Annotated in this window: 24 protein-coding genes; 10 read left to right on the forward strand and 14 right to left on the reverse strand. The window is 59.8% G+C overall.

The window, feature by feature from the left end; all coding sequences use genetic code 11:
* Nucleotides 1-138: 138 nt before the first annotated feature.
* The 3 genes from KB890_RS07650 (at nt 139) to nfsB (ending at nt 1,861) form a co-directional block, all read left to right on the forward strand.
* Complete coding sequence (locus KB890_RS07650) at nt 139-720, forward strand: TetR/AcrR family transcriptional regulator (protein ID WP_020325240.1); 582 nt, start codon at nt 139-141, stop codon at nt 718-720.
* Nucleotides 720-1,088 (forward strand): MmcQ/YjbR family DNA-binding protein, encoded by a 369-nt coding sequence (locus KB890_RS07655; RefSeq protein WP_020325252.1) that lies wholly within the window; start codon nt 720-722, stop codon nt 1,086-1,088. The genes KB890_RS07650 and KB890_RS07655 overlap by 1 nt, the downstream gene beginning before the upstream one ends.
* Before the next feature lie 119 nt (nt 1,089-1,207).
* Nucleotides 1,208-1,861 carry an oxygen-insensitive NAD(P)H nitroreductase gene (gene nfsB, locus KB890_RS07660; RefSeq protein ID WP_004178896.1) on the forward strand — a complete coding sequence of 218 codons (654 nt, stop codon included), beginning with the start codon at nt 1,208-1,210 and terminating at the stop codon, nt 1,859-1,861.
* A gap of 264 nt (nt 1,862-2,125) precedes the next feature.
* Here the strand turns inward: nfsB and KB890_RS07665 are convergent, their stop codons facing one another.
* The 4 genes from KB890_RS07665 to KB890_RS07680 form a co-directional block, all read right to left on the reverse strand.
* Nucleotides 2,126-2,413 carry a helix-turn-helix domain-containing protein gene (locus tag KB890_RS07665; RefSeq protein WP_004142561.1) on the reverse strand — a complete coding sequence of 96 codons (288 nt, stop codon included), beginning with the start codon at nt 2,411-2,413 and terminating at the stop codon, nt 2,126-2,128.
* Nucleotides 2,406-2,723, reverse strand: coding sequence for a type II toxin-antitoxin system RelE/ParE family toxin (locus KB890_RS07670; RefSeq protein WP_004142563.1), 318 nt, complete (start codon nt 2,721-2,723; stop codon nt 2,406-2,408). The genes KB890_RS07665 and KB890_RS07670 overlap by 8 nt, the downstream gene beginning before the upstream one ends.
* Before the next feature lie 184 nt (nt 2,724-2,907).
* Nucleotides 2,908-3,951, reverse strand: a complete 1,044-nt coding sequence (locus KB890_RS07675) for a DUF2157 domain-containing protein (RefSeq protein WP_020325241.1) — start codon at nt 3,949-3,951, stop codon at nt 2,908-2,910.
* Nucleotides 3,952-4,620: 669 nt separating this feature from the next.
* Entirely contained in the window at nt 4,621-5,487 is an 867-nt protein-coding gene (locus KB890_RS07680) for a helix-turn-helix transcriptional regulator (protein WP_004151823.1), read from the reverse strand.
* Nucleotides 5,488-5,595: 108 nt separating this feature from the next.
* On the opposite strand from KB890_RS07680, the gene KB890_RS07685 reads away from it, so the two are divergent.
* Entirely contained in the window at nt 5,596-7,023 is a 1,428-nt protein-coding gene (locus KB890_RS07685) for an MFS transporter (protein ID WP_009308097.1), read from the forward strand.
* A gap of 70 nt (nt 7,024-7,093) precedes the next feature.
* Entirely contained in the window at nt 7,094-8,338 is a 1,245-nt protein-coding gene (locus tag KB890_RS07690) for a mechanosensitive ion channel family protein (RefSeq protein ID WP_004142570.1), read from the forward strand.
* 3 nt (nt 8,339-8,341) lie between these two features.
* Here KB890_RS07690 and KB890_RS07695 read toward each other — a convergent pair whose 3' ends face one another.
* Nucleotides 8,342-9,322 (reverse strand): LacI family DNA-binding transcriptional regulator, encoded by a 981-nt coding sequence (locus tag KB890_RS07695; protein WP_004176981.1) that lies wholly within the window; start codon nt 9,320-9,322, stop codon nt 8,342-8,344.
* 248 nt (nt 9,323-9,570) lie between these two features.
* Between KB890_RS07695 and KB890_RS07700 the strand changes: the two genes are divergently transcribed.
* On the forward strand, nt 9,571-9,987 hold the full coding sequence (locus KB890_RS07700; protein ID WP_022631232.1) for an Exc2 family lipoprotein: 417 nt from the start codon (nt 9,571-9,573) through the stop codon (nt 9,985-9,987).
* 19 nt (nt 9,988-10,006) lie between these two features.
* On the opposite strand, the gene KB890_RS07705 is transcribed toward KB890_RS07700, so the two are convergent.
* The 7 genes from KB890_RS07705 to KB890_RS07735 form a co-directional block, all read right to left on the reverse strand.
* Nucleotides 10,007-11,158, reverse strand: a complete 1,152-nt coding sequence (locus KB890_RS07705; RefSeq protein ID WP_004183287.1) for a Gfo/Idh/MocA family protein — start codon at nt 11,156-11,158, stop codon at nt 10,007-10,009.
* Between the two features lies 1 nt (nt 11,159).
* Nucleotides 11,160-12,182 (reverse strand): sugar phosphate isomerase/epimerase family protein, encoded by a 1,023-nt coding sequence (locus KB890_RS07710; RefSeq protein WP_020323729.1) that lies wholly within the window; start codon nt 12,180-12,182, stop codon nt 11,160-11,162.
* A gap of 16 nt (nt 12,183-12,198) precedes the next feature.
* Entirely contained in the window at nt 12,199-13,404 is a 1,206-nt protein-coding gene (locus KB890_RS07715) for an MFS transporter (protein WP_004198867.1), read from the reverse strand.
* 187 nt (nt 13,405-13,591) lie between these two features.
* A complete protein-coding gene (pheP, locus tag KB890_RS07720; protein WP_004178890.1) occupies nt 13,592-14,968 on the reverse strand; it encodes a phenylalanine transporter in 1,377 nt (458 codons plus the stop codon).
* A 107-nt stretch (nt 14,969-15,075) separates the two neighbouring features.
* The gene (locus KB890_RS07725; protein ID WP_020323731.1) at nt 15,076-17,274 is read right to left on the reverse strand and encodes a TonB-dependent receptor; all 2,199 of its coding nucleotides are present in this window, start codon (nt 17,272-17,274) and stop codon (nt 15,076-15,078) included.
* 59 nt (nt 17,275-17,333) lie between these two features.
* Nucleotides 17,334-18,416: a YncE family protein gene (locus KB890_RS07730; RefSeq protein WP_020323723.1), complete on the reverse strand. Its 1,083-nt coding sequence runs from the start codon at nt 18,414-18,416 to the stop codon at nt 17,334-17,336.
* A gap of 395 nt (nt 18,417-18,811) precedes the next feature.
* Nucleotides 18,812-20,296: an aldehyde dehydrogenase family protein gene (locus KB890_RS07735; protein ID WP_004178887.1), complete on the reverse strand. Its 1,485-nt coding sequence runs from the start codon at nt 20,294-20,296 to the stop codon at nt 18,812-18,814.
* A gap of 158 nt (nt 20,297-20,454) precedes the next feature.
* On the opposite strand from KB890_RS07735, the gene KB890_RS07740 reads away from it, so the two are divergent.
* The 4 genes from KB890_RS07740 (at nt 20,455) to KB890_RS07755 (ending at nt 24,529) form a co-directional block, all read left to right on the forward strand.
* A complete protein-coding gene (locus KB890_RS07740; protein ID WP_004176990.1) occupies nt 20,455-21,756 on the forward strand; it encodes an NAD(P)/FAD-dependent oxidoreductase in 1,302 nt (433 codons plus the stop codon).
* Between the two features lie 13 nt (nt 21,757-21,769).
* A complete protein-coding gene (locus KB890_RS07745; RefSeq protein ID WP_002892824.1) occupies nt 21,770-22,135 on the forward strand; it encodes a cupin domain-containing protein in 366 nt (121 codons plus the stop codon).
* A 374-nt stretch (nt 22,136-22,509) separates the two neighbouring features.
* Complete coding sequence (locus tag KB890_RS07750; protein ID WP_002892820.1) at nt 22,510-24,009, forward strand: APC family permease; 1,500 nt, start codon at nt 22,510-22,512, stop codon at nt 24,007-24,009.
* Nucleotides 23,987-24,529 carry a DUF3156 family protein gene (locus KB890_RS07755; RefSeq protein WP_004178886.1) on the forward strand — a complete coding sequence of 181 codons (543 nt, stop codon included), beginning with the start codon at nt 23,987-23,989 and terminating at the stop codon, nt 24,527-24,529. Before KB890_RS07750 ends, KB890_RS07755 begins: the two co-directional genes overlap by 23 nt.
* 17 nt (nt 24,530-24,546) lie before the next feature.
* Here KB890_RS07755 and KB890_RS07760 read toward each other — a convergent pair whose 3' ends face one another.
* Both KB890_RS07760 and KB890_RS07765 read right to left on the reverse strand, forming a co-directional pair.
* Complete coding sequence (locus KB890_RS07760) at nt 24,547-24,909, reverse strand: helix-turn-helix domain-containing protein (RefSeq protein WP_004178885.1); 363 nt, start codon at nt 24,907-24,909, stop codon at nt 24,547-24,549.
* Nucleotides 24,910-25,212: a type II toxin-antitoxin system HigB family toxin gene (locus KB890_RS07765; RefSeq protein ID WP_004178884.1), complete on the reverse strand. Its 303-nt coding sequence runs from the start codon at nt 25,210-25,212 to the stop codon at nt 24,910-24,912.
* Between the last annotated feature and the right edge of the window lie 45 nt (nt 25,213-25,257).

The following is a 25,257-nucleotide window of genomic DNA, read 5'->3' on the forward strand; positions in this document are numbered from 1 at the left end:
AGTGAATACGCACTCATTATTAGGAAAGCGATGAAAGTCGTCAAGACGATTTTCAATTTTTGCGTTCCGCCGTTGCAGCGACCTGGTCAGACGTGCCAAGATCGGCGGTTTGTTTAAACCTGCGTGAGGAAAAAAGTAGTGGCTCGTCCAAAGAGTGAAGATAAAAAGCAAGCGTTACTGGAAGCTGCCACCGTGGCTTTCGCCCAGTCCGGCATAGCCGCCTCGACGTCGGCCATCGCCCGCAGCGCCGGTGTGGCCGAGGGAACGCTGTTTCGCTATTTCGCCACCAAGGATGAGTTGCTCAACGAGCTGTACCTCGCGATTAAGCTGCGCCTGGTGCGCACAATGATCGCCGGGCTGGATCCGGACGAGAAGCGCCCGAAAGAGAACGCGCGCAATATCTGGAACAGCTATATCGACTGGGGCGTGCGCAACCCGATGGAGCACAAAGCGATCCGCCGGATGGCGCTCAGCGAGCGCATCACCGACGAAACCCGCCGCCAGGTAAAAGAGAGCTTTCCGGAGCTCAACGAAATGTGCCAGCTGTCGGTGAAAGAGATATTCCTCAGCGAGGCGTACCGCGCCTTTGGCGACGCCCTGTTTCTGTCGCTGGCGGAAACCACCATCGAATTCGCCAGCCACGATCCGCAGCGCGCCCGGGAGATTATCGCCCTCGGCTTTGAAGCCATGTGGCACGCCCTGCATGAGGCGGACGCATAATGACGCCGGAAACACTGCATCCCTGCGCTCACCGTATCGCCCTGACCTACCCGTTTACCGAACACTGCTGGCCCTTTGGGCCAGAGTACGACGTGTTTAAGGTCGACAGCCGCATCTTTATGATCACCATGACTATTCGCGGGCGGGCGCTGGTCAATCTCAAGGCCGAGCCGCAGAAGTCGCTGCTGAATCAGCAAATTTATCGCAGTATCGAACCCGGCTACCATATGAACAAGAAACACTGGATCACGGTGGTGCCAGGAGAGGATATCAGCGAGGATCTGCTGGCCGAGCTGATTGACGATTCGTGGCATCAGGTGGTGAACAAGCTGAGTAAAAAGGCGCAGCAGCGCCTGCGTCCGCGCTGATTTTCAGCCAAATGCGATAAGTGTTATCGCATTTTTCACCCTTATCATTTTGCGATCTTCGCTGTACTCTTCCTCTCCTGAACGCACCGGTAAGGTGCTGTAAACTGTGAGGAAGAGTTATGGATATCGTATCGGTCGCTTTGAAGCGCTATTCCACCAAGGCCTTTGACGCCACGAAAAAGCTGACTGCCGGGGAAGCGGAACAGCTGAAAACGCTGCTGCAGTACAGCCCGTCTAGCACCAACTCCCAGCCGTGGCACTTTATTGTCGCCAGCACCGATGAAGGCAAAGCTCGCGTGGCGAAAGCCGCCAGCGGCACCTACGTGTTCAACGAACGTAAAATTCTCGACGCCTCGCACGTGGTGGTGTTCTGCGCGAAAACCGCGATGGACGACGCCTGGCTGCAGCGCGTGGTGGATCAGGAAGAGGCCGATGGCCGTTTCGCCACCCCGGACGCAAAAGCCGCTAACCACAAGGGTCGCACCTTCTTTGCCGATATGCACCGCAAAGAGCTGAAAGATGACGATCAGTGGATGGCGAAACAGGTGTATCTCAACGTCGGCAATTTCCTGCTGGGCGTAGCGGCGATGGGCCTCGACGCCGTGCCGATCGAAGGGGTTGATTTTGCGATCCTCGATGAGGAATTTGACCTGAAAGCCCAGGGCTACACCAGCCTGGTGGTGGTCCCGGTCGGCCACCATAGCGTGGAGGATTTCAACGCTACCCTGCCGAAGTCGCGTCTGCCGCAGTCGACGACCATTACCGAGATTTAATCTCTCCACCAGGCGCCTTTCACCGGGCGCCTCTGGTGCCGCTTGTTATTGCCGGGTGGCGGCTACGCCTGACCCGGCCTACGTAACCATCTCTCTATCAGATTGTTACCCCTCAACGTAGGCCCGCGCAAGCGCAGCGCCGCCGGGCAGGGGCTGCGGGCGCGGAGCGGCTTTTATGCCGGGTGGCGGCTACGCCTTACCCGGCCTACGGCCCGTGCGACCTGTCGTTAATTTGCGCCGGTAAGTGAATAGCCACCGAGCGCGTTAGTAAAGTAAAACTTGCGGGTGCTTTATACCGCAGGCTAACGCGTATCGCGTTAAGGTATCCAGACTGGCGCGGGTGATATTGGCTTCCATTCTGGAGACTGTCGGCGCACTCACCCCCATCCTCTGCGCCACCTGGGCTCGGGTTAGCCCCGCCTGCTCGCGCCATTGCGCCAGCATAGTACGTAATCGCTGTTGACGTTCTTGCGCATCGAATGCAGCCTGAACCTCAGGCTGGCCAAGCAGTTCTGTTTTTAACGTATCCCAGTCAATGATCTTTTTACTCATTGCGCATCTCCTCTAATCGCTTCAGCGCCAGGCGAATTTCCGATGACGGGGTTTTTTGCGTTTTCTTGACAAAAACCCGTAGCAGAAAGAGCGTCTTGCCTTGCTGAAAAACGTAGATCCCTCGCCCCTGTACCGAACCTAACGCACGAATTTCAAATAGCCCCTGCCCCAGCGGTTTACTGTCAGGTTCTCTCAGCGCGGTGGGATTTTGGCGTAACTTGTCTAATTGCCGGATCATCTTCGCCTGGACAATGGGCGGAAGCGCCTGCAATTCCTTTTTAACGTCCACATGCACAACCAATCTGAACATCAGACTCCCTTCCTCTGGATGTTAGCATATAAGACAAATTGCCTTAAAGGCTAATCTTTGAGATACCCGGCAAGCCTATGCTCATTTGCAGCCAATCGCAGAAAAATGCGCTAAAACTGGAATCAGGGATGAAAAAAGGCCGCGACTGAGCGCGGCCTGAGTGGTTAGCGTTCTCAACGCGAGCTTATTTTTTCTCCACCTGCCCTTCGCCGGCATGCCAGATGCGCTCGGCATAGCGGCCAATCACCGCCAGCGAGACGGCAAGGATCAGGAAAATCAGCACCTTGTGCATCCCGTTCCAGAAAAACTCAAAGAAACGGGTATAGAGATTGATCGCCAGGAAGGTTAGTCCGAAGCCGCGCAGCATTCCGTCATCGGTTTTCAGGCTGATAAAAATGCAGACGCCGGCCGCTACGGCAAACAGCAGCCCCCACGGCAGGAGTCGCGCCTGGCTCACCTGGTACCAGCTGTCTGCGTCGTAATTGCCGAAAATCGACATGATCCACAGCGCAATAAACAGGTACGTGAGGCCCATCGCCTTGCTGACGGTAAACAGCTGCCGCTGGCGAAGCAGGGATTGCGCGCCGTAGCAGAGCGCCAGCAGCGCGCCGCCGAACAGGACGAAGCGAATCGGGTAGTTCATGCCCAGCCAGTAGGCGCCCCACCCCGAGACGTAGCCGGTTTCCGCGCCGAACCAGTTGCCCAGCGCCAGCAGAAAAAAGAGCCACACCAGCCCGGAGCGGGCAATATAGCCAATGGCACCGTAAATCACGCATCCGGCCAGAAACAGCGGTGCGATATGGCCGCTGCCGTTATCCAGCCGTTCGCCAAGCTGCCATAGCGCCACCGCGGTAAAGACGACGCCCAGAAACAAAATCGCCTCGGTGCTGTAGTGCCACTGCGTCTCCCGCCGCTGGCGGCGAAAACCCCAGCCGTAGCAGACGACTGCCAGCAGCGCAGGCAGCAGGATCCGCATCAGCGCCGAGTGGCTGAACAGGCTCAGCAGCCACGCCACCAGCTCGCTGTCGGCGAACAGACTGCCCAGGGAAATCAGCACGCAGGCCAGCGCGGTCCAGAAGGCATAGCGGCTCAGGCGCCGCCAGTCAAAGGGGGAGACGCGCATCGTTTGCGCCAGCCGCTGGCTGTCCGAGGGGGTTAACTCCCCGCTGGCCTGCCAGGCATTCAGCGCGCGCTGAATAATGCGCTGCTCTTTTCGGGTTACGTTCATAGGCATTCCTTGAGACTGATGACAAACCTGTTTTCGCTAATATGCTCGCCTTTCTGCCGGGCAGCGGCTGTCGCCCTCCCCGGCCTACTTAACCATTTATATATCAGATTGTTACTCCTTACCGTAAGCCCGCGTAAGCGCAGCGCCGCCGGGCATGATATCAGGCACGGAGCCGCTTTATTGCCGGGTGGCGGCTGGCGCCTTACCCGGCCTACGGTCCGTATCAGCCAGCCGTTAACTTACCCACTAGTGCGACTGAAACTGCCGCTGTTGCGGCCTCAACATCGCTGAGACGTTCCCGGAAGGCCGGGGCAGCCCGCATGGATGCGGGCTGAGGGCCGTGTTTTGCAGGGACGCTGCCTCGGCCCGACCCGAAGCCTGCAGGGATAAGTCGAAGGCACCACGCAGTGGCGATGTTGCTGGCCGGAGCCCGGGGGTACAGGGGGCGGCGGCGACTGGCCGCCCCCTGTGCGCTCCCTGCGCCGTAAGAGACATAACGCAGAAGACTAACCGGGAGCGCAATGTGCGCTGAAGCCACAGATAACATAAAAGACTTCCCGGCAGGGCTTTGCCTTCCCCCCTACTCCCGGAGGGAGAGGGAACCGTCCAGCAGCGCCGACCGGGCAATACCCGAAGATGGCATATTGCCAGCCATCTGATTCCTTGTGATTAATGTTGGTCCAGCCACGCCAGCGCCTGCTCGCCCGCCTCGTCCATCGGCAGGTAGACCAGCAGGCGCGAGCCGTTGCGCGGCGCCGAATACCAGTACATCTGCTGCAGGCTGAATCGCCCGAGCTGCGGGTGGTTAAAATGTTTAATCTGGTTTTCCACGCCGCGCACCTCGTAGCGCTGATGCCACAGCGCTTCAAACTCCGACGAGGCGGCGAAAAAGCGCGCCAGTTTGTTTTCCCACGCCGGATCGCCGCGGTGCTCGGCCATCGCGGCGCGGAAATAGGAGACGAAGGTCGGCAGCACATCGCGATTTTCGATCCGGCTGCGCCAGGTCTCATGGGTCAGATAGAGATAAATGCAGTTGCGATCTTCTTCCGGGAGGGTGGCGAAATCGATGCCCATCAGGCGGCAGAAGCTGTCGTTCCACGCCACAATATCAAAGTTCGGTTTCTGAATGCTGGCCGGCTGCGGCATCAGGCTGTCCAGCATCCGGCGGGTGCCAGGGCTGATGCCTTCGCACACCGTCACCTGGGTGGCTTCCGGCGGGGTCAGCCCGGCGAGCACGAACAGATGCCGGGTCTCCAGCGGACTGCACTGCAGGGCATTCGCCACCCCCACCAGCACCGCCTCCGACGGATTCACCTCCCGCCCCTGCTCCAGCCAGGTGTACCAGGTAACGCCGACGTCGGCGAGCATCGCCACCTCTTCCCGGCGCAGACCCGGCGTGCGCCGGCGGCCCACCCGGGGCAACCCCAGGCGCTGCGGATCGAGGCTTTCACGGCGGGCGCGCAGAAAGGCCCCCAGCTGTTTGCGTCGATCGTCCGGCACGGCGATCGTCGACTCCCGTTGCGGCATCGTGGTCATCACCCCTCCAGCATAGTAGTGCCAATACCAGTATAGACAGGAACTGGTACCCGTTTAATTTATCGGTAATGCTACGTCGGTCTGCTGAATGACGCAATGGAGAATCCCATGAATACGTCTGCTGTTTCACCCGGCCGCGCCGGTCTGTTGCTGCTGCTGAGCGGCCAGATGCTGCCGCTTATTGATACCTCGATCACCAATGTGGCGCTGGACGCCATCACCCACACCCTGGCGGCCAGCGCCACGCAGCTGGAGCTTATCGTCGCGCTGTACGGCGTCGCCTTTGCCGTCTGCCTGGCGATGGGCAGTAAGCTTGGCGATAACTATGGCCGCCGGCGCCTGTTTATGTGGGGCGTCGCCCTCTTTGGCATCGCTTCCCTGCTGTGCGGGATGGCGAACAGCATCGGCGCCCTGCTGGCGGCCCGCACCCTGCAGGGCGCCGGGGCGGCGCTGATTGTGCCGCAGATCCTCGCGACCCTGCACGTCACCCTCAAAGGCCCCGCCCACGCCCGGGCCATCAGCCTGTATGGCGGGATCGGCGGGATCGCCTTTATCGTCGGTCAGATGGGCGGCGGCTGGCTGGTGTCGGCGGACATCGCCGGGCTGGGCTGGCGCAACGCCTTTTTTATCAATGTGCCGATCTGCCTGCTGGTGCTGGCTCTGAGCCGCCGCTATGTGCCGGAAACCCGTCGCGAGACGCCGTCGCGGATTGACTGGCAGGGTACGCTGTACCTCGCGCTGATCCTCTGCTGCCTGCTGTTCCCGATGGCCCTCGGTCCGGAGCTGCACTGGCCGCTGTGGCTGCAGCTGATGCTGGTGGCGGTCCTGCCGCTGCTGTTCGCCATGCGTCAGAGCGCCCTGCGCCAGCAGCAGCGTGGCGACCATCCTCTGCTGCCGCCGCGTCTGCTGCAGTTGACCAGCATCCGCTTCGGGATGGCCATCGCCCTGCTGTTTTTCAGCGCCTGGTCCGGCTTTATGTTCTGCATGGCGCTGACCATGCAGGAGGGGCTGGGGATGGCGCCGTGGCAGTCCGGCAATAGCTTTATCGCCCTCGGCGTGGCCTATTTTATTTCGGCGCTGTATGCCCCGCGGCTTATCGCCCGCTACAGCATGGGGCGGATCCTGCTGACCGGTCTGGCGGTGCAGATCGCCGGACTCCTGCTGCTGTGCGCCACCTTCTCCCGCTTCGGCGTCGCCACCAGCGCCCTGACGCTGGTTCCCGCCACGGCGCTGATCGGCTATGGCCAGGCGCTGATCGTCAACAGCTTTTATCGGATTGGTATGCGCGATATCAGCGCCAGCGACGCCGGGGCCGGGAGCGCAATCCTCAGCACCCTGCAGCAGGCGACCCTCGGTCTCGGACCGGCTATCCTTGGTTCGCTGTTCCTGGCGCTGGCCCGTCGCGGCGGCGGAAACTATCCGCAGGCGCTGATTGATTTTCTGCTGGTCGAGGTGGCCATGATGCTGTTGCTGGGGGCGATAGCGCTGTGGCTGCGCCATCATCTCAACCGACAGCCGGCGACGGTGGCCTCGTAATACCGGCGGCGGTAATTTGCATAATAGCTATCCAGCGGTCATCATACCCGCTGGATATTCAGGAGACGTTATGCAGGAATTAATATCGCAAATTGCCGCCTTAGGAATCGAAATAACCCCCACCCGCTCGCTGATGATTATCTTCGGCATTATCTTGTTCACCGCCGTGGTCGTGCATCTGATATTGCACAAAGTGGTCCTGCGCGCATTTGAAAAACGGGCGCTGGCCAGCAGCCATCTGTGGCTGCAAATCATCACGCAGAATAAACTCTTTCACCGACTGGCCTTTACCCTGCAGGGGATCATCGTCAACGTCCAGGCGGTGCTGTGGCTGCAAAAAGGCAGCGAGGCCGCGGAAATATTAACCACCGTGGCCCAGCTGTGGGTGATGATATATGCCATGCTGTCCTTCTTCTCGCTGCTGGATGTCATTTTAAAACTGGCGCAGAAATTTCCCGCCGCCTCTCAGCTGCCGCTGAAGGGCATATTCCAGGGAATTAAGCTGGTGACGGCGATTATTATCGGCATTCTGATTATTTCGCTACTGATAGGTCAGTCACCGGCGATCCTGATTAGCGGGCTCGGCGCCATGGCCGCGGTGCTGATGCTGGTGTTTAAAGATCCGATCCTCGGTCTGGTGGCCGGTATCCAGCTCTCTGCCAACGATATGCTCAAGCTTGGCGACTGGCTGGAGATGCCGAAGTACGGCGCCGACGGCGCGGTGATCGATATCGGCCTCACCACGGTCAAGGTGCGCAATTGGGACAATACCATCACCACCATTCCGACCTGGTCGCTGGTCTCTGACTCGTTTAAAAACTGGAGCGGCATGTCGGCCTCCGGCGGCCGCCGCATCAAACGCAGCCTTAACATCGACACCACCAGCATTCATTTCCTCGATGAACAGGAGCAGCAGCGCCTGATCCGGGCGAAGTTACTTAAACCCTATATGGATTCACGCCACGAGGAGATTAGCGCCTGGAACCAGCAGTACGCCGGGGAGCAATCGATCCTCAACGAGCGGCGGATGACCAATGTCGGCACCTTCCGCGCCTATCTGCAGGAGTATTTACGCCATCATCCGCGCATCCGCCAGGATATGACCCTGATGGTGCGCCAGCTGGCGCCGGATGCCAACGGCTTGCCGATCGAGATCTACTGCTTCACCAACACCGTGGTATGGGCGGAATATGAGGGGATCCAGGCGGATATTTTCGACCATGTCTTCGCCGTGGTGGATGAGTTTGGCTTACGCATTCATCAAACGCCCACCGGCAACGATATTCGCGCGCTGACCGGCGCCTTCTCCCGCTGATCCTCAGACGCTGGCGCGGTCTATCACGCGCCAGTCCATCATCACCCGCTCGACGGCAGCGTCGGGATCGTCGATGCGTTTCATCAGTAGAGACACCGCCGTACGGCCGATCGCCCGGGAGGGCTGTTCGACGGTGGTCAGCTGCGGGGAGACCACTTCCGCCAGCTCGGTGCCATCGAAGCCGATCACCGCGATATCCTCCGGCACCCGCAGTCCGGCCTGGGCGATAGCCCGCAGCGCCCCGGCGGCGAGGGAGTCCGAAACGGCAAACACCGCATCGGGCTTCTCGTCTTGCGACAGCAGTTGCTCCATCGCCCGTTTACCGGCCGCCGCGCTAAGATCCTGCGCGTAGGTCACCTGCTGATACGCCAGACCGTGCACGTGCAGCACGCTTTTATAGCCGCGCTCGCGCAGACGGGCATAGCGATAGCTGAGGTCGTGATTAATGAGCGCGATGCGGCGGCGGCCGCTATCGGCCAACCGGGATACCGCCCCCTGAGCCGCCTCAACGTCGTTAATCCCGACGCAGGAGATGCTGCCGGTGTCGGCATACTCCGCGCACTGCACCCAGGGCGCGTCGCCAATCATGGTGGTCAGTTCCGGCAGGCTGGAGAGCGCGTTCATGGTAATAATGCCGTCGACCATTTTGCCGGAGAGCAGCTGCAGGCCCGAGGTCGAGCGGGCCAGATCCGACCCGGAGTTACACAGCAGAATGCGATAGCCATTCTTCTCCGCCTCTTCTTCTATCCCCTTCACCACCTCGGCGCAAAAGGGGTTAGCGATATTGGAGACCATCACCAGGATCATATTGCTGCGGGCGGTTCGCAGCTGACGCGCCAGCAGGTTCGGCTGATAGTTGCTCTCTTTGATCGCCTGCAGCACGCGCTCACGGTTTTTGGCTTTTACCGTATCGCTGTTGTTCAGCACCCGCGACACCGTGGCCACCGAGACGCCGGCCAGACGAGCAATTTTCTGAATAGACATAAACCCTGCACTTCCTGCGATAGAGGTGGATCCTGCAGGCTATCATAAATGACCTCTGATTGGCCTGCCAGCCTGGCGCGAAAGCGTAGCTCAGCGAGACGGTGTCCCGGGAAACTATTAATAATCAGGGCTTCTCTCCCGCCCCGTTAACGCGCATCCTTTTGCCGTTTCATATTCTCATTAGCGCAGGAGGCGCAACAGACCGCCTGCGCCCTATTTCTTCATTTATAATTAAGGATGATATCTCCATGAGGCTCTCCACCGCGGTTCTCGCCCTCAGCTGTGCCCTGGCAACGATCACCGGTTGCACCTCGTCAAAATCGTCACCGGAACGCCATGCCTACGCCTTCGTCGCCCACCGCTCCGATTTTGTCGGCGGCAATTTCACCGTCAACCGCCAGGAAAATTACCGTTTAAACCTGCCGACCTTCACGGCAATGTATGCCCGCGGGCAGCAGGATAAAGCCGCTGGCATGAGCGAAAGCGATGCCCGCCGCACCGCGGAAGCCATCAAACAGCAGGCGGCGCAGGGCACCCGCACCGAGCACACCTTCACCGGCAATGCCAGCGACAAATGGGATAATGCGATGGAAAATAAAGATGCCGTCCTGTTCGGCAACGAGCTCTCCGGTGCCTATCTCGACGGCTATCTTGGGGTGAAATAATCCTGCGCCCTGCCTGCGCTCAGCGTTCGACGCTGACCCAGCGCTGCTGCTGATGGCTTTTGACGATCGCCTCGATGATGTACATCACATCGGCGCCGTCGTCGAAAGCGGCGAAGCGCCGGGCCCCGGCCGCCGGCATCTTCCCGGCGCGCACCGCCTGATAAAAATGCCCCATCATATTCTTAAAAGCGTCCGGCCAGCCCTCAATATGGCCGCCGGGGTAATGGGCGCTGTCAGCGATTTCCGGCCGCAGCAGGCTCGGGTCATCGCTGAGCAGGCGATCCGGCTGCTCGCGGTGGCCGATCCACAGCCGCTGGGGCACTTCCTGATCCCAGGCCAGAGAACAGAGGCTGCCGTTAATCTCCACCGCCAGACGGTTTTTCCGCCCGGCGCTCACCTGAGAGACCATAAAGCTGCCCTTGCTGCCATCGTCAAAACGCAACAGCACCGAGCCAAAGTCCTCGGTATCGACAGGCCGCGTTTCATATGCCTGCGCCTCGTGAACGGCGCTGAAGGTCGCTTTGCCATTGACCGGCGCTTTACGCGTTGGCCAGACGATAGACAGATCCGCCATCACCTCGACAATCCGCCGACCGGTCATAAACTGCACGGTATCGCACCAGTGGGAGCCGATGTCGGCCACCGTCCGCGACGCGCCGCCCTGCGCCGAATCGACCCGCCAGTTGTAGTCGGTCTCCAGCAGCATCCAGTCCTGCAGATAGCTGCCGTGGGCCGCGAAGATTCTGCCGACCTCGCCATGGCGGATCATCGCCGCCGCCTGCTGGACCATAGCGAACTGGCGATAGACGAAGCTGACGCCATGCACCACGCCGGCCCGGGCGGCAAGCGCCACCAGCTCCCGCGCCTCCTCCGCCGTCATACACAGCGGCTTTTCCGAGAAGACGTGCAGCCCGGCGGCGAGGATCTGCCGGTTAATCTGGGCATGCAAATGGTTCGGCGTACAGTTATGCACCACCTGCAGCCCCGGATGGGCCAGCAGCGCCTCCACGCTGTCGTAGGCATGGGCAATGTTCAGCGCTCGCGCCTTGCGCTGCGCCGCCTCAAGGCGGCTGTCGCACAGCGCCACCACCTCGACATCTCCCAGCCGCCGGAGCGCCTCCAGATGCGCCGGGCCAATAAACCCTGCCCCGATAATCGCGACCTGAATCATGTTATTCCCTCCCGCCGGCGGCAAAGTCATCGAAGGCCCGTCCGGCAACGGGAATGATATGGCGGCGGATAAACTCGCTGCCCTCGCGCGCGCCGGTCTCACTATCCTTCAGGCAGCACTCCCACTCCAGCACCGCCCAGCCGGCAAAATCATATTCGGTCAGCTTACTGAACACCCCTTTGAAGTCGATCTGTCCGTCGCCGGGAGAGCGGAAACGCCCGGCCCGCTGCTGCCAGGGCTGGTATCCACCGTAGACGCCATTGCGCCCATTGCGGCGAAATTCGGCGTCCTTGACGTGAAACGCTTTAATACGCGCATGATAGATATCGATATAGGCCAAGTAGTCCATCTGCTGCAGATGCAGGTGGCTCGGGTCATAGAGCATATTGCAGCGCGGATGGTTATCCACCAGCGCAAGAAAACGCTCAAAGGTCACGCCATCGTGCAGGTCTTCGCCGGGGTGGATCTCATAGCAGACATCGACCCCCTGCTCGTCGAAGAGGTCCAGCAGCGGCCGCCAGCGCCGGGCCAGCTCGGCAAAGGCCTCATCCAGAAGCGGCTGATTGTGCGGCGGCCACGGATAAAAAAAGGGCCATGCCAGCGCCCCGGAAAAGGTCGCGTGCGCCTGCAGCCCCAGGCGGCCGGAGGCTACCGCCGCCTGGCGCACTTTCTCCACCGCCCAGCGCTGGCGCGCCTGCGGATCGCCATGCAGCGCCGCCGGGGCAAAGGCGTCGAACGCCGCGTCATACGTTGGATGCACCGCCACCAGCTGTCCTTCAAGGTGAGTGGACAGCTCGCTGATCACCAGCCCATGCTCCGCCAGGATGCCGCTGACCTCGTCGCAGTAGGTCTGGCTCGCCGCCGCCCGCTCGACATCAAAAATCGCCGGGTGGTTGCAGGGGATCTGCAATGCCTTGTACCCCAGGCCGGCGGCCCACTGCGCTATCCCCGCCAGGGTGTTGAACGGCGCCTGCGTCCCGATAAACTGCGCCAGAAAAATGCCCGGTCCCTTAATCGTTTTCATACCCCCTCCTGAAAAATTAGTGCGGCTCTTTCTCGTTGTACTGGAAAGAGAAAAGGAAAATCAGCGCGATAACCGCGGCGGCCACCGCCGGGATCCACCAGAAGGTCACCCAGGCCTGAGGCACGCTCTGGCCGGCCACCAGATGGTTATACAGCGCGCCGGAGATCTGCGAGCCCAGCAGCATGCCGATCCCGTAGGTGAACATCACAATCATGCTCTGCGCCTGGCCTTTTACCTTCTCGCCCGCCACGCGGTCGGTGTAGATAAAGCCAACGACAAAGAAAAAGTCATAGCACACGCCGTGCAGCAAAATGCCCAGATAGAGCAGGAAGCGCCCCTCCTCGCTGACTCCGAGAGCGAAAAAGGCGTAGCGGACGAACCACGCCGCCATGCCGATGAGCAGCATGTATTTCACCCCGAGGCGACGGAACAGCAACGGGATCACCAGCATAAAGACGATCTCTGACATCTGACCGAAGGACATCGCGGTGCTGACATCTTTGACGCCGGCATCCGCCAGATACGACGCGGTATAGGCGTAATAGGTGCCTAACGGCACGGAAATTAAGGTGGCGCAGAGGGAGAAAATCAGGAAATGGCGGGTTTTCAGCAGCGCGAAGGCGTCCGCGCACAGCAGGTCGCGAAACTGAACCGGCATGCCTTTGGCCGGCGCCGGGGTGTGCGGCAGCGTCAGGCTGTAGAGCGCCAGCGCGACCGAACAGAGCGCCGCCAGCGTGAAGATGCCGGTGGTATCAGAGATACCGGTCACCCCGATGCAGATCCCGGCGATAATCCAGCCGATGGTGCCGAACACGCGGACCACCGGGAAGGTTTTATCGACATTGGCCAGGCTGTGGAAGGCGATATTGTTGGTCAGCGCCAGGGTCGGCATATAGCACAGCGTATAGCCGAACAGCAGGCCAATCAGCAGGGCGCCGTTCTGCGCCACCAGCGCCTGCGGGACAAACCACAGGATCGCCGCCCCGGCCAGGTGCATCACCGCCATCACCTTCTGCGAGGCGAAAAAGCGATCCACCAGCATCCCCAGCACAAAGGGAGACAAGATTGAGGCGATCGGCCCGGCGGAGAACGCATCGCCGATCAGCAATGACATCTCATAGCGGGTCATCACCAGCCCCAGGGTCACCGACCAGCTGCCCCAGATAAAAAACTGCATAAACATCATTAACGACAGCCGCGGCACCAGAAAACGGTGGCTCACGCGGACACTTTCCCGACCTTCTGTTGTTGTGACCATGTTGCTCGCCCTCAGAAAAGTAATCGATTACAAAACCACTCAAAACAAAAGTAATCGATTACAAAAAGAAGATCGCCAGGCAAATGCGCCGCCTGCGAAGAGGATCACAATAAAAAGGCAGGCAGCCCCGCCGGACGGCGGGGCATCTCGCTTACGCCGGGCGGCGCAGCAGTTTGAAGGCGATAAACAGGAACAGGATCCACACCGGCAGCAGGATCGCCGACAGACGCATGCCGTCGATAGTGCACATCAGCGCCAGGATCAGCCCAAGGAAAGCAATGCAGAAGTAGTTGCTGGCGGGCGCCAGCAGCGCTTTGAACTTCGATTCGCGCCCTTTGCGGCGCTGGGCGGCGCGGAACTTCAGGTGCGCCATACAGATCATGATCCAGTTCAGCAACAACGTCGCCACCACCAGGGCCATCAGCAGCCCCAGCGCTTCATGCGGCAGCAGGTAGTTCAGCACCACCACCAGCGAAGTGATAATTCCGGAGAGCAGCAGGGAGTTCACCGGCACGCCGCGCTTGCTGACGCGGGCGAGAAATTTCGGCGCATTACCCTGCACCGACAGGCCGAACAGCATCCGGCTGTTGGAGTACACGCCGCTGTTATACACCGACAGCGAGGCCACCAGAATGACGAAGTTCAGCGCGGAGGCCACCAGGTTGCTGTCCAGATTATGGAAAATCATCACAAACGGGCTGCTGTCGGATTTGATCTCCACCCACGGGTAGAGCGCCAGCAGCACCACCAGCGAACCGATATAGAACAGCAGGATACGATAGACCACCTGATTGACCGCTTTGGGAATGCTCTTTTCCGGGTTTTGCGCTTCGGCGGCGGTGATGCCGATAAGCTCCAGCCCGCCGAAGGAGAACATGATCACCGCCAGCGACAGAATAAGTCCGTGCCAGCCGGTGGCGAGGAAGCCGCCGTGTTTCCACAGATTGTCGAACCCGGCTTTGCTGCCGCCGTGGCCGCCGAACAGCATCCACAGGCCGAAGGCAATCATGCCGATAATCGCCAGCACCTTGATCAGCGCGAACCAGAACTCCGCTTCGCCATACAAGCGTACGTTGACCAGGTTGACGGCGTTAATAATGATGAAGAAAGCCGCCGCCCAAACCCAGGTGGGCACGTCGGGAAGCCAGTACTGCATATAGATCCCGGCGGCGGTCAGCTCCGCCATCCCTACCAGCACGAACATCACCCAGTAGTTCCAGCCGGAGAGAAAGCCGGCGAACGGCCCCCAGTACTTATAGGCAAAGTGGGCAAAGGAACCGGATACTGGCTCTTCCACCACCATTTCGCCCAGCTGGCGCATGATCAGAAAAGCGACAATCCCGGCCACGGCGTAGCCCAGTAAGACCGCCGGGCCGGCCATTTGAATCGCGGGACCAATGCCGAGAAACAGGCCGGTGCCAATCGCGCCGCCAAGGGCGATAAGTTGAATATGTCGGTTCTGTAAACCGCGATGAAGCGTCGGGCCGCTCTCTTCTACGGCATCCGACGACGTTGACGCGTCTTTCACGTCGTTCCCCTGTGTGTTTTTGCGAAGGGGCACCTTTTATCACTTAGGGGGGATTGTCGCAAGTTGCGTGGGGCGAGCGTCAGCCGCCCGCCCCGCTTTTTTTAGCGTCAGAATTCGTAGCTCATTGAGACGCGGACGGTACGCGGATCGCCTTCGAACAGGTAAGTACCGGTATCGTCAATGCCAGACCAGTACTTCTCGTTGGTCACGTTGGTCACCCCGACGCGCCAGATCATTTCGTTCTGGTCGGCGTTCAGACGCATACGATAGCGCAGGCCTAAATCCAGGGTGGTGTAGCTATCCAGCTTCTTGGTATTGGCCGCATCGGCATACTGCGAGCCGCTATGATTGACGCGCGCGGTGGCGGTCAGGCCTTCCACCGGCTTGATGTCATATTCGGCGCCGAGTACCGCGTAGAAGTTAGCCACCCCGATGGCATCTTTACCGTCGGTTGCGCCTTCAGCGGTTTTAGTCTGTTTGGCATCCAGCCAGACGGTACTGGCGTTAAGACGCAGTCCCAGCATCGGCTCGCCAAAGACGTTCATCTCTACGCCGCGGTTACGCTGCTCGCCGTCGAGGCCGTAATTGCCAGCGGTATCGGAAATGGCGTTCGGTTTTTTGATTTCAAACAGCGCCAGCGATCCTCCGATCGTACCGTAGTCGATCTTGACGCCCACTTCGTCCTGCTTCGAGTGCGCGATCCCGGTACTCTGCCCGGCATTGGCCGCCGTCGTCGGCGCCACAGAGCCCGGCTGCAGCGCTTCGGTATGGTTAGCATACAGCGACAGCTGCTCCCACGGCTTGTACACCAGGCCAAACGTCGGCATCCAGCGGCTTTGGGTATAACGCGAAGAGGTATCTTCCAGCCCGGTGGCGTTGCTGTAGTTGCGCACAACCACTTTCTGATGACGAGCAGCGGCGGTAAACAGCACTTTATCGTTAAAGAAGCCGAGGGTATCACTCAGCAGCCAGCCCTGCGTACGGCTGCGCGAGGTGACCAGCGGATCGTGGTAGTTGCCGCCAAAATAGGCGTTATCCGGCATCGCCACATCATGGTTGTCATAGATATTAGTGGTCGGGTTCCTGGCCGACATCCGCCAGGCGGTCGCATCGGTATGCACCTGCGCCGCATAGCCGAGGTTCACCTTATGCGAAATCGCGCCGGTATTGAAATCGCCGCGTACCCCGCCCATGCCGCTGATCGCGTCGATAATGCGGTTAGTATCCAGGCGGCCCACCGTCGCATCGCCGTTTTTATTCAGAAGCTTCGGCGCGCTGTAGGTACCAATTTCATGCGAATGCTGGCCGCCGAGGGCGCTGTATACCGTCCAGCTATCGGTCAGGTCATATTCTGCCTTCGCCATGCCGAACTCGCTTTCAATATCGCTATAGCCCCACTTCTGGCTGTAGTTTTTGCTGTTGTCCGGCAGCGCCGGAACGAAATCCACGCCGCTGATATTGACGCCCATCGTACCACCGTGGAACGTTTTCTTCTGATAGCCGAAATCGAGCGAGGAGCGGAAACGGTCGCCGCGGTAATCAAGCCCCAGCGAAGCCAGCGTGGTACGGCGTTTATCATTATCGATAGCGCCTTCACCCTCGCGGTGCACCAGGTTGACCCGAGCGCCGAACTGGTTGTTGTCGCCGAAACGGCGCCCCAGGTCGAGGGTGCCGCCCACCTGAGAATCAGAGGTATAGTCGACGCCAACGCGTGCGGTCGGCAGATCTTCCGCCCGCTTCGGCTCGAGGTTAATCATCCCGCCGACGCCGCTGCTGGCCGCGCCGTTAAGCAGGCTGTTAGCCCCTTTGAAAATTTCAACGCGCTCCAGCATCTGGGTGTCCATCACCTGACGCGGCACCACGCCCGCCAGGCCGCCCATCGTCATGTCATCGCCATCGAGCTTAAACCCGCGGATTCGATAGGTCTCGGCGAAGTTGCCGTAGCCCTGTACGGCCTGCACGCCAGCGTCGTTACTGACGACATCGGCGATAGTTTTCGCCTGCTGATCCTGAATCAGCTTCGAGGTATAGCCGATGACGTTAAACGGGACGTCCATCGCTTTTTGTTCGCCAAGCATCCCCAGACGGCCGCCGTGGGCGATCTGGCCATCGAGGAATGCCGGAACCACCAGGTCGCCGCCGGATTTAAAATCGCTGGTTTCGTTAGCCTCGACGATGAGGGTCTCTTCGCCAGGCTGCTTCGCGGCGGCAGCGTCCGCGGCCATCACCGTTTGACTGGCGGCGCCGATGGCTAAGGCCAGCAGCGTTTTACGCAGCGGGAAGGATGAATAGTGCGTGGTGTGCATAATTTGCCCCATGGATGAGGATAAATGAATCAAAGGGCCCGTCGCCGGACCCGTTATTTTTATTGCGCGTTCAGGTCGATACGTACGACGCTGTCCGGGCCTTTAGTGGAGTGGTCTTTATTGAAGGGCTGTTTGACGGTGACAAACAGCGTCTGACCATCTGCGGAAAGCAGCAAGCTGTTTGGATTGGCCGGCAGCGCCCAGCTTTTCTTCAGCGTGTAGCGGCTGGCGTCAAGGCTGATGACCTTGCCGGATTCACGCTGTGAAATATAAATTTCGTGGCGTTTCTTATTGAACTGCACCGCCAGCGAATCGCCGACGTCGAGCTGTTTAAGCAGCTTGCCGCTGTGGATATCCAGCACCAGAGTGGTTTTCGCTTTCGAGTTGTCGGTCACGAACAGACGGCCGGTGTCGCTATCTTCGGCCATATTAAGCAGCAGCGCCGGCTTGTCGCCCAGCGGCTTCCAGCGCTGTTCAATGCGTTGGTTACGCGGGTTGATCACCAGAATTTCACCGCTGCCGTTAGCGGCGTACACGCGACCGGTTTGCGCGGAGTAGTGCAGGCCGGTCATCCATTTACCGGTATTTTTAATCCGCGTTTTCAGCTTCAGGGTAGTGGCGTCAACCACCCAGATTTGCGCCGGGTCGGCGACCGCGCCAACGTAGAGAGTATTATTCAGCAACAGCAGCTGACGGGCCCCATAAGGGCGACCTTTTTCATTGCGCTCGCTGAACAGCAGGCGGTTTTTTACCTTGCCGGTGGCGGTGTCGATAGCGCTGATGCCGCCGTCCAGCGAATTGCTGACATACAGCGTTTTACCCTCCGCAGAGAGCTGTAAAGCGAAGTTTTTCAGATCGGTATGCGTCAGGCCGATGGTATTGAGGGTGTGCGGATCCAGTGTGTAAACCGCCCCGCCCTGTACATTTTTAAAGCCTTCAGCGCTGGCGACGTACAGCACATCACCCTGCGGGCTTAACGCCATCTCGTACAGCCCTTCCGCTAGCTGGCGCTGCAGCGGTTGCGCCACGTTAGGGACTGGCGAGTCGACAACCGGTTGGGAAACGGCAGAGGAATGAGGCGTCGCGCAGCCGCTTAACGCCGCGCTGATGGCCAGCGTCAACGCCGGAAGTGTGTATTTCATTGGATCAACCCTATAAAAAATCAATGACCCGATGGACGAGCAGCGGCCGATATTGTGTGTTTCCAGCCTGCTGTCTTTACGTCACCCTACGCCTTCGCGACTCTTAGTGAACGACTCACTGGCGCAGCTCGAACCTTGCCAAAATTACGAATGAAAAAGAGAATGAGAACTATACTCATTATCTAATATCAAACAAGTCCTGGCGGGCAAAAAAGATAATCTGCTGATTTTTTTTACGGCAATGGCGGATTACGAGGGGAAGACAGGATCCGTGACGGGAAAAGCGTCCCGGAAGCGATGCCGTGCACCGCCCGGGTTGCAGGCCAGAAGGCACACGATGTGTCACCCATCTGGCGCAAAACGACACATGACAGCATTATGTCGCTGAACGGCGATTAATAGCGCACCATCACCGACTTCAGCTCCGTATAATCATCGATAAACGCGCTGCCGAATTCGCGCCCGATGCCCGAGCCCTTCATGCCGCCGAACGGTACCGCCGGGTCGAGGAAGGTATGCATATTGACCCATACGATGCCGGCCTCAATCGCCTCCGAGTAGCGTAGCGCCTGACGAATATTATCCGACCAGACGCTGGCCGCCAGGCCATACGGTGAGGCATTCATCCGCGCCAGCGCCTCTTCTTCACTGCGATAGCCGATAAAACTGCACACCGGACCGAAGGTCTCCTCGCGCATCAGGGTGCTCTCTTCGCTGCGCACTTTGACCGCGGTCGGCTGCAGGAAATAGCCCTCCCCCGGCAGCGCTTCGCCGCCGCAGACGATGGTATCGCCCTCGTCGCGGGCGGTCTGAATGAGCCGCAAAACTTTGTCATACTGCTGGCGGTTGGCCAGCGGCCCCATCAGCGTCCGTTCATCCAGCGGCGACCCCGGCGCAAAAGCGCTGAGCTTGTCTTTCAGCAGCGCCAGTACCGCATCCAGTTTTCCCTGCGGCAGATAAAAACGTTCCGCAGCGGCGCAAATCTGCCCCTGGTTCAGGTAGCCAGCTTCAATAATGCCGTTGACCATCGCCTCCGGCGTCAGGTCATCGAGGAACAGCGCGGCGTTTTTGCCCCCCAGCTCAAGGGTCACCCGTTTACCTGACGCGCTGGCCGACTGCTGGACTTTTTCACCGGTGGCCACCGAGCCGGTGAAGCTCACCTTGGCGCAGGCCGGATGCGTAATCAGCCGCTGGGCAATCTCGCCGCCGGCGCCGTTGACCACGTTAATCACCCCATCCGGGATACCCACCGCTTTTGCCAGCTCCGCCACGCGCAGCAGCGTCAGCGGCGTATATTCGCTCGGCTTGAGGACGATGGTGCAGCCGCAGACCAGGGCCGCCGCCAGCTTCCAGATGGCAATCATGATGGAGAAGTTCCACGGCACGATGCCAACCACCACCCCCAGCGGCTGGCGGCGGGTAAAGGCGGTATATTTCTCCCCGGCCATCGATGGCAGCGAGACATCCAGCGTTTCACCGGTGACTTTCCCCGCCCAGCCGGCGAAGTAGCGCAGGAACGCCACCGACTGGTCCAGCTCGAGCATCCGCGCCAGCGTGATAGTTTTGCCGGAACAGAGACTTTCCAGCTGCGCCAGCGCTTCGCGATGCTCTGCCAGCGTGTCCGCCAGCTTCAGCAGCAGCGCGCCGCGCGCCAGCGTCGGCATCTCGCGCCACTGACTAAACGCCTGGCGGGCGCTCTCCATAGCGCGATCCGCCTGGTCACTATCCGCCGCGGTGACCTCGGCAATCGCCCGCCCGGTCGCCGGGTTGATCACCGCGAACGGCGCGCCGCGGCCCGCCTCACGTTGACCGGCAATAAACTGCCCGTGCGGCTGGCGTAAGAAGGCGGTCACTTCCGCCAGTAAGGTTATCTCGCTCATCGTCAGCACCCGTTTTTCAGCAAAGTTAACCCATCACAGCACGGCTTCCCGCCGCAGCCTATCGTTCTAAAGAACGTCATTCTTCCGGACGATATTCAACGCCCGCGCGGCGTGCTGTGATGAGGGTCTTGAGCCAGGCAAGACCACAGGGTAACGCGATGAACATCAAGATCGATGCGCTGAACTACTACGGCGCGACGAAGAAATATCACCTCCATTTCCCGGCGCTACGGGAAGATATTGAAGCCGATGTGGTAATTATCGGCGGCGGCTTCTCTGGCATTAACACCGCCCTTGAGCTGGCGGAACAGGGGATCACCAACGTGGTGGTGCTGGAGGCGCGCCATCTCGGCTACGGCGGCACCGGGCGCAACGGCGGCCAGGTGATGGCCGGTATCGGCCACGATATCGAAGCGGTAAAAAAGCACGTCGGCAAAGAGGGGCTGGAGACGCTGTTTAAAATCGCCAACCTCGGCGCGGGCATCATTCGCGAACGCATCCGCAAATATAACATCGACGCCGATTTCGTGCCCGGCTACGGCTATCTCGCCTATAACCAGCGACAGCTTAAAACGCTGCGCCAGTGGGAGAAGGAGTTTAAAGCCGCTACCCCGGATGAAGAGATCGAACTGTATACCGGAAAAGAGGTGCAGCAGGTGGTGGGCTCCGAGGTCTACTGCGGCGCGCTGAAACATATGGGCGGCGGCCAGATCCATTCACTCAATATGCTGCTCGGTTCGGCGCAGGCCGCCCATTCGCTGGGGGTGAAGATTTTCGAATCCTCGCCGGTGGTGGAAGTGAATTACGGCAAACAGGTGCGGGTACGCACCGCGATGGGCAGCGTCAAAGCCGCCAAACTGCTGTGGGCCTGCGACAGCTTCCTCAACAATATGGAGCCGGAGATCTACAACAAGACGCTGGTCACTTACTCCTACCAGGTGTCGACCGAGCCGCTCTCCGATGAACTGATCGAACGCATCAGCCCGCTGCGCGGCGCCTTCAGCGATATTCGCCCGGTAATTAACTACTACCGCGTCACCCGGGAAAACCGCCTGCTGTTCGGCAGCGCCACCCGCTTTGTGGAGTATACGCCGAACGATTTCGCCGCCTGGAACCGCACCTTGCTGGCGGAGGTCTTCCCCTATCTCAGGGATGTGAAGATCGATTTTGCGTGGGGCGGGCCGATGGCCTGTAGCGCCAACCTGTTCCCGCAGATCGGCACCTTACGCGACCATAACAACGTCTTTTACGTCCAGGGGTACTCCGGCTTCGGCGTCACCCCGTCGCACATCGTGTGCAAAATCCTCGCCGAAGGGATCAACGGCGGTTCCGACCGCTATCGTCTGCTAAGCAGCATTCCTCACGCGACCATCCACGGCCGTGACAGCCTGCGTCTGTTATTAGTCACGGCCGGAAAACTGATGCATCAAACCGCCGGTTTCTGGAAAGGCCGGAGTTAACCAGGAGAACGCTATGCACGCTTTTAAACTTAAACACCCGGTACCTGATCTGCAGCCGATCGGCAGCGTCAGCCTGCTCGGCGCGACGCCGACCGCCGGCGACCCGCAGGTAGCGGGCGCGATGATCTACGGCGAGCCGCAGGACGCCTTTACCTGCGGACTGTTTTCGTCCACTGAGGGGAGCTTTACCATGACCTATCCGTTTACCGAGCACGCCACCGTGCTGGAGGGCGAAGTGGAGCTGACCGTCGCCGGCGGCGAGCCGCAGCGCTTTGCGCCGGGCGACAGCTGGTTTGTTAAACAGGGCACCGAAGTGGAGTGGAAAATTCTGACGCCGCGCTTTGTGAAGCACTACCTGGCGAACGTCGAGACCCGCTAACAAACTGATAATGCCCAGCGGCGCATTACGCCTTCTCCGGGCTACCAAATCGCGCAGCGCTGTAGCCCCGGTAAGCGGCAGCGCCACCGGGGGGTTTGAGGCCAAATTAAAGGCAGGCCGCACGGACCGTAGGCCGGATAAGGCGCAGCCGCCATCCGGCAGAAACAGGCGCAACGTGGCAAGACGGATGGCCCCGGTTTTCGGGGTCATATTGTTTATCCGCCGCGACATTCATCGACTGCGTCACAGAATCATGCGCCGCCCTCCACCTTCCGGACGATATTCGTTGAGCAGGATGCCCGCCTAAATTATGACTATCCGGGAGTGGCGCTGGCTATTCCCTGCCCTACCCCATTATTGTGCAGAGGTTGACTATGTTTAGTAACAGACTCGCCAGCCATCTTGAGCGCGGCGTCGTCGGCTTCCCGACCACCCTCGCCAGCTCCGTCGGGCTGATCATGGCCAGCCCGGTGATCCTGACGGTCACCAGCGGCTTCGGCATGGGCGGCGATACCTTCGCGCTGGCGGTACTGCTGGCCTTTATTATGATGCAGGCGCAGGTCACCACCTTTGCCGAGGCGGCGACGCTCATTCCCACCACCGGTTCGGTGTACGACTATATCTCCTGCGGCATGGGCCGCTTCTTCGCTATCACCGGCGCGCTGTGCGCCTATCTGATCGTCCATATCTTCGCCGGGACGGCGGAGACGATCCTGGCGGGCATTATGGCGCTGGTGAACTTCGAGTCGATTAACGCCCAGATGGCCGCCCACCAGAATACCTGGATGGTGGGCGTCGGCATGGTGGTAATTTTCGGCTTACTCAACGCCATCGGCGTGGAAATCTTCGGCAAGGTCGAAGTGGTGCTGACCTTCGGCATGTGGACCACGCTGACCATTTTCGGCCTGTGCGGCATTTTTATGGCGCCGGTGACTCATCTTTCCGGCTGGTTCGGCACGCCGCTGAACGTTAGCGATATCAACGGCCTGTTCGGCTATATCGGCATGGCGATGTTTATGTTCGTCGGTTGCGAACTGGTGACGCCGATGGCGCCGGAGATCAAACAGGCCCACCGCACCATACCGCGGGCGATGGCGCTGGGCCTGCTGGGGGTCGCCAGCTGCATGTTTATCTACGGCGCGGCGATCAACCGCCAGGTGGAGAATACCGTGCTCGACGCGGCCAACAACGTCCATCTGCTGGATACACCGATGGCGATCCCGGCCTTCGCCGAACGGGTGATGGGCCACGCCGGCCAGTACTGGCTGGGGGTCGGGCTGCTGTTGGCCGGCTGCGCCACCATCAATACGCTGATGGCCGCCGTGCCGCGTATTATCTACGGCATGGCGCTGGACGGCGCGCTACCCCGTTTCCTGACCTGGCTGCATCCGCGCTTTAAGACGCCGGTGATCGCCATTGCCATCGGGGTGGCGATCCCCTGCCTGCACGCCTGGTATCTGAACGGCGATCTGGACCGCATCGTGCCGCTGATCCTCGCCGCGGTCTGCGCCTGGGGCGTCGCCTATCTGCTGGTTACTCTGTCGGTGGTGATGCTGCGCATTCGCCGCCCGGACCTGCCGCGCGCCTACCGCTCGCCGTGGTTCCCGCTGCCGCAGATTATCTCCAGCGTCGGGATCATCATCGCTATCGTCAATATCACGCCGCCCGGGATGGACAGCCGCCAGGTGCTGGTGCCGTTCGGCATAATGCTCGGCCTGACCGCCGCTTACGCCCTGTTCTGGACGGTGTGCGTGCAGCGCGTCAATCCGTTCAAGCCGCTGGTAGTGGAAGAGGTGGTGGAGCGCGCCATCAACAATTATGAAAAACAGACCCGCGGGGAGATGACGCCAGATGTCCTCCGTCCCCTGGTTTGAAACGCCGTTAATGAACGCGGTGCAGCGCGATCTGGCGGGCTGGCCCAGCGAAAAGCTGAGCGAACGCAGCGCGCTGCTGCGCTTGAACGACGCCACCGCCGTCACCTTCAGCGTGCGTCAGAAGCGGCTGTTTATGGCCAGCATTCACAGCTGCGAGTTTGTCGTCGAGGGGCCGGTGACCCGGCCAGTGCGCGGTAACATTCGCGCCCATCAATCCGGCTGGTGGAAACGCCAGCCGATCCGCTTTATCGGCGGCAAAGGCAGCGAGGAACTCGCCGGCTATCTCAACGGTTTTCCTAATCTCCAGCAGACCTTAAGCGAGCTGGATTACCGCCGCTTTTCGCTGACCTTTGATAGTAGCGGCTGGCGCTGCAGCATTGAACCCTGGGCCGCCAGCGAAGTGGTCTGTAAAATGCCGCCGCTGCGCCGTTATCTGCGGCTGGAAGCGCAGCAGCGGATGCTGCTGCTCAGCGTGCTGGCGATGGTTAATCAGGCGGTAAGTCAGTGGATGCATGAGTGAGCCGGATGCCCGCGCCATCACGCGCCGATCAGACTCTCCAGAGGAATGCCGAACTGTGCGTGAAGCCGGCGAATCATCGGGAGCGTCAGGTTGCGCGTACCATTGAGAATTTCATACACGCGATTCGATTTACCAATCGCCGGCTCCAGATCTTTGACGGTCAGCCCCTGCTGCTCCATGCGAAACTTGATCGCCTCTATCGGCGTCGGCGGCTCGATGGGATAGTGCTTTTTTTCATATTCAGCAATCAGCAGGCACATCACCTCAAAAAAATCCCCTTCCGGCGTGTCCGGCGCAGGTTCATTATCAAAAAAAGGTTCAACCGCGCGTAACGCGGCCTCGTAATCTTGTTCAGTGCGGATAGGCTTCACATTCATCATTTACTTCCTCTCTATCGTCTCAGCGTTTATCTCGTCATATTCCTTATGCGAACCGATAAACTTAACGAACACCCACCCCCGCAGATAAGCAACGGCTACGATTAACCGGTAATCATTTCCTTTAATGTTGAATACCACCCGCTTATTTTTCAGAATACTTGCGCTGCGGTATTGGTCCTTTATCTCCGCCGGGGTTTTCCAGTCTGCTTTTGTCGCTTCGTCTACCCAGGCCTTTAGCGGTTGTTCAGCGTCGGGATTCTCCGCCCAGAAGTCCCTTAAGGTTTTCACTGAGATTATCTTCATGGGCAGAGACTAGTCCCATTTCGGGACTAAGTAAAGTAAAAGTCC

Origin of the sequence: Klebsiella sp. P1954 (assembly GCF_018199955.1) — a bacterium.
GTDB lineage: Bacteria > Pseudomonadota > Gammaproteobacteria > Enterobacterales > Enterobacteriaceae > Klebsiella > Klebsiella pneumoniae.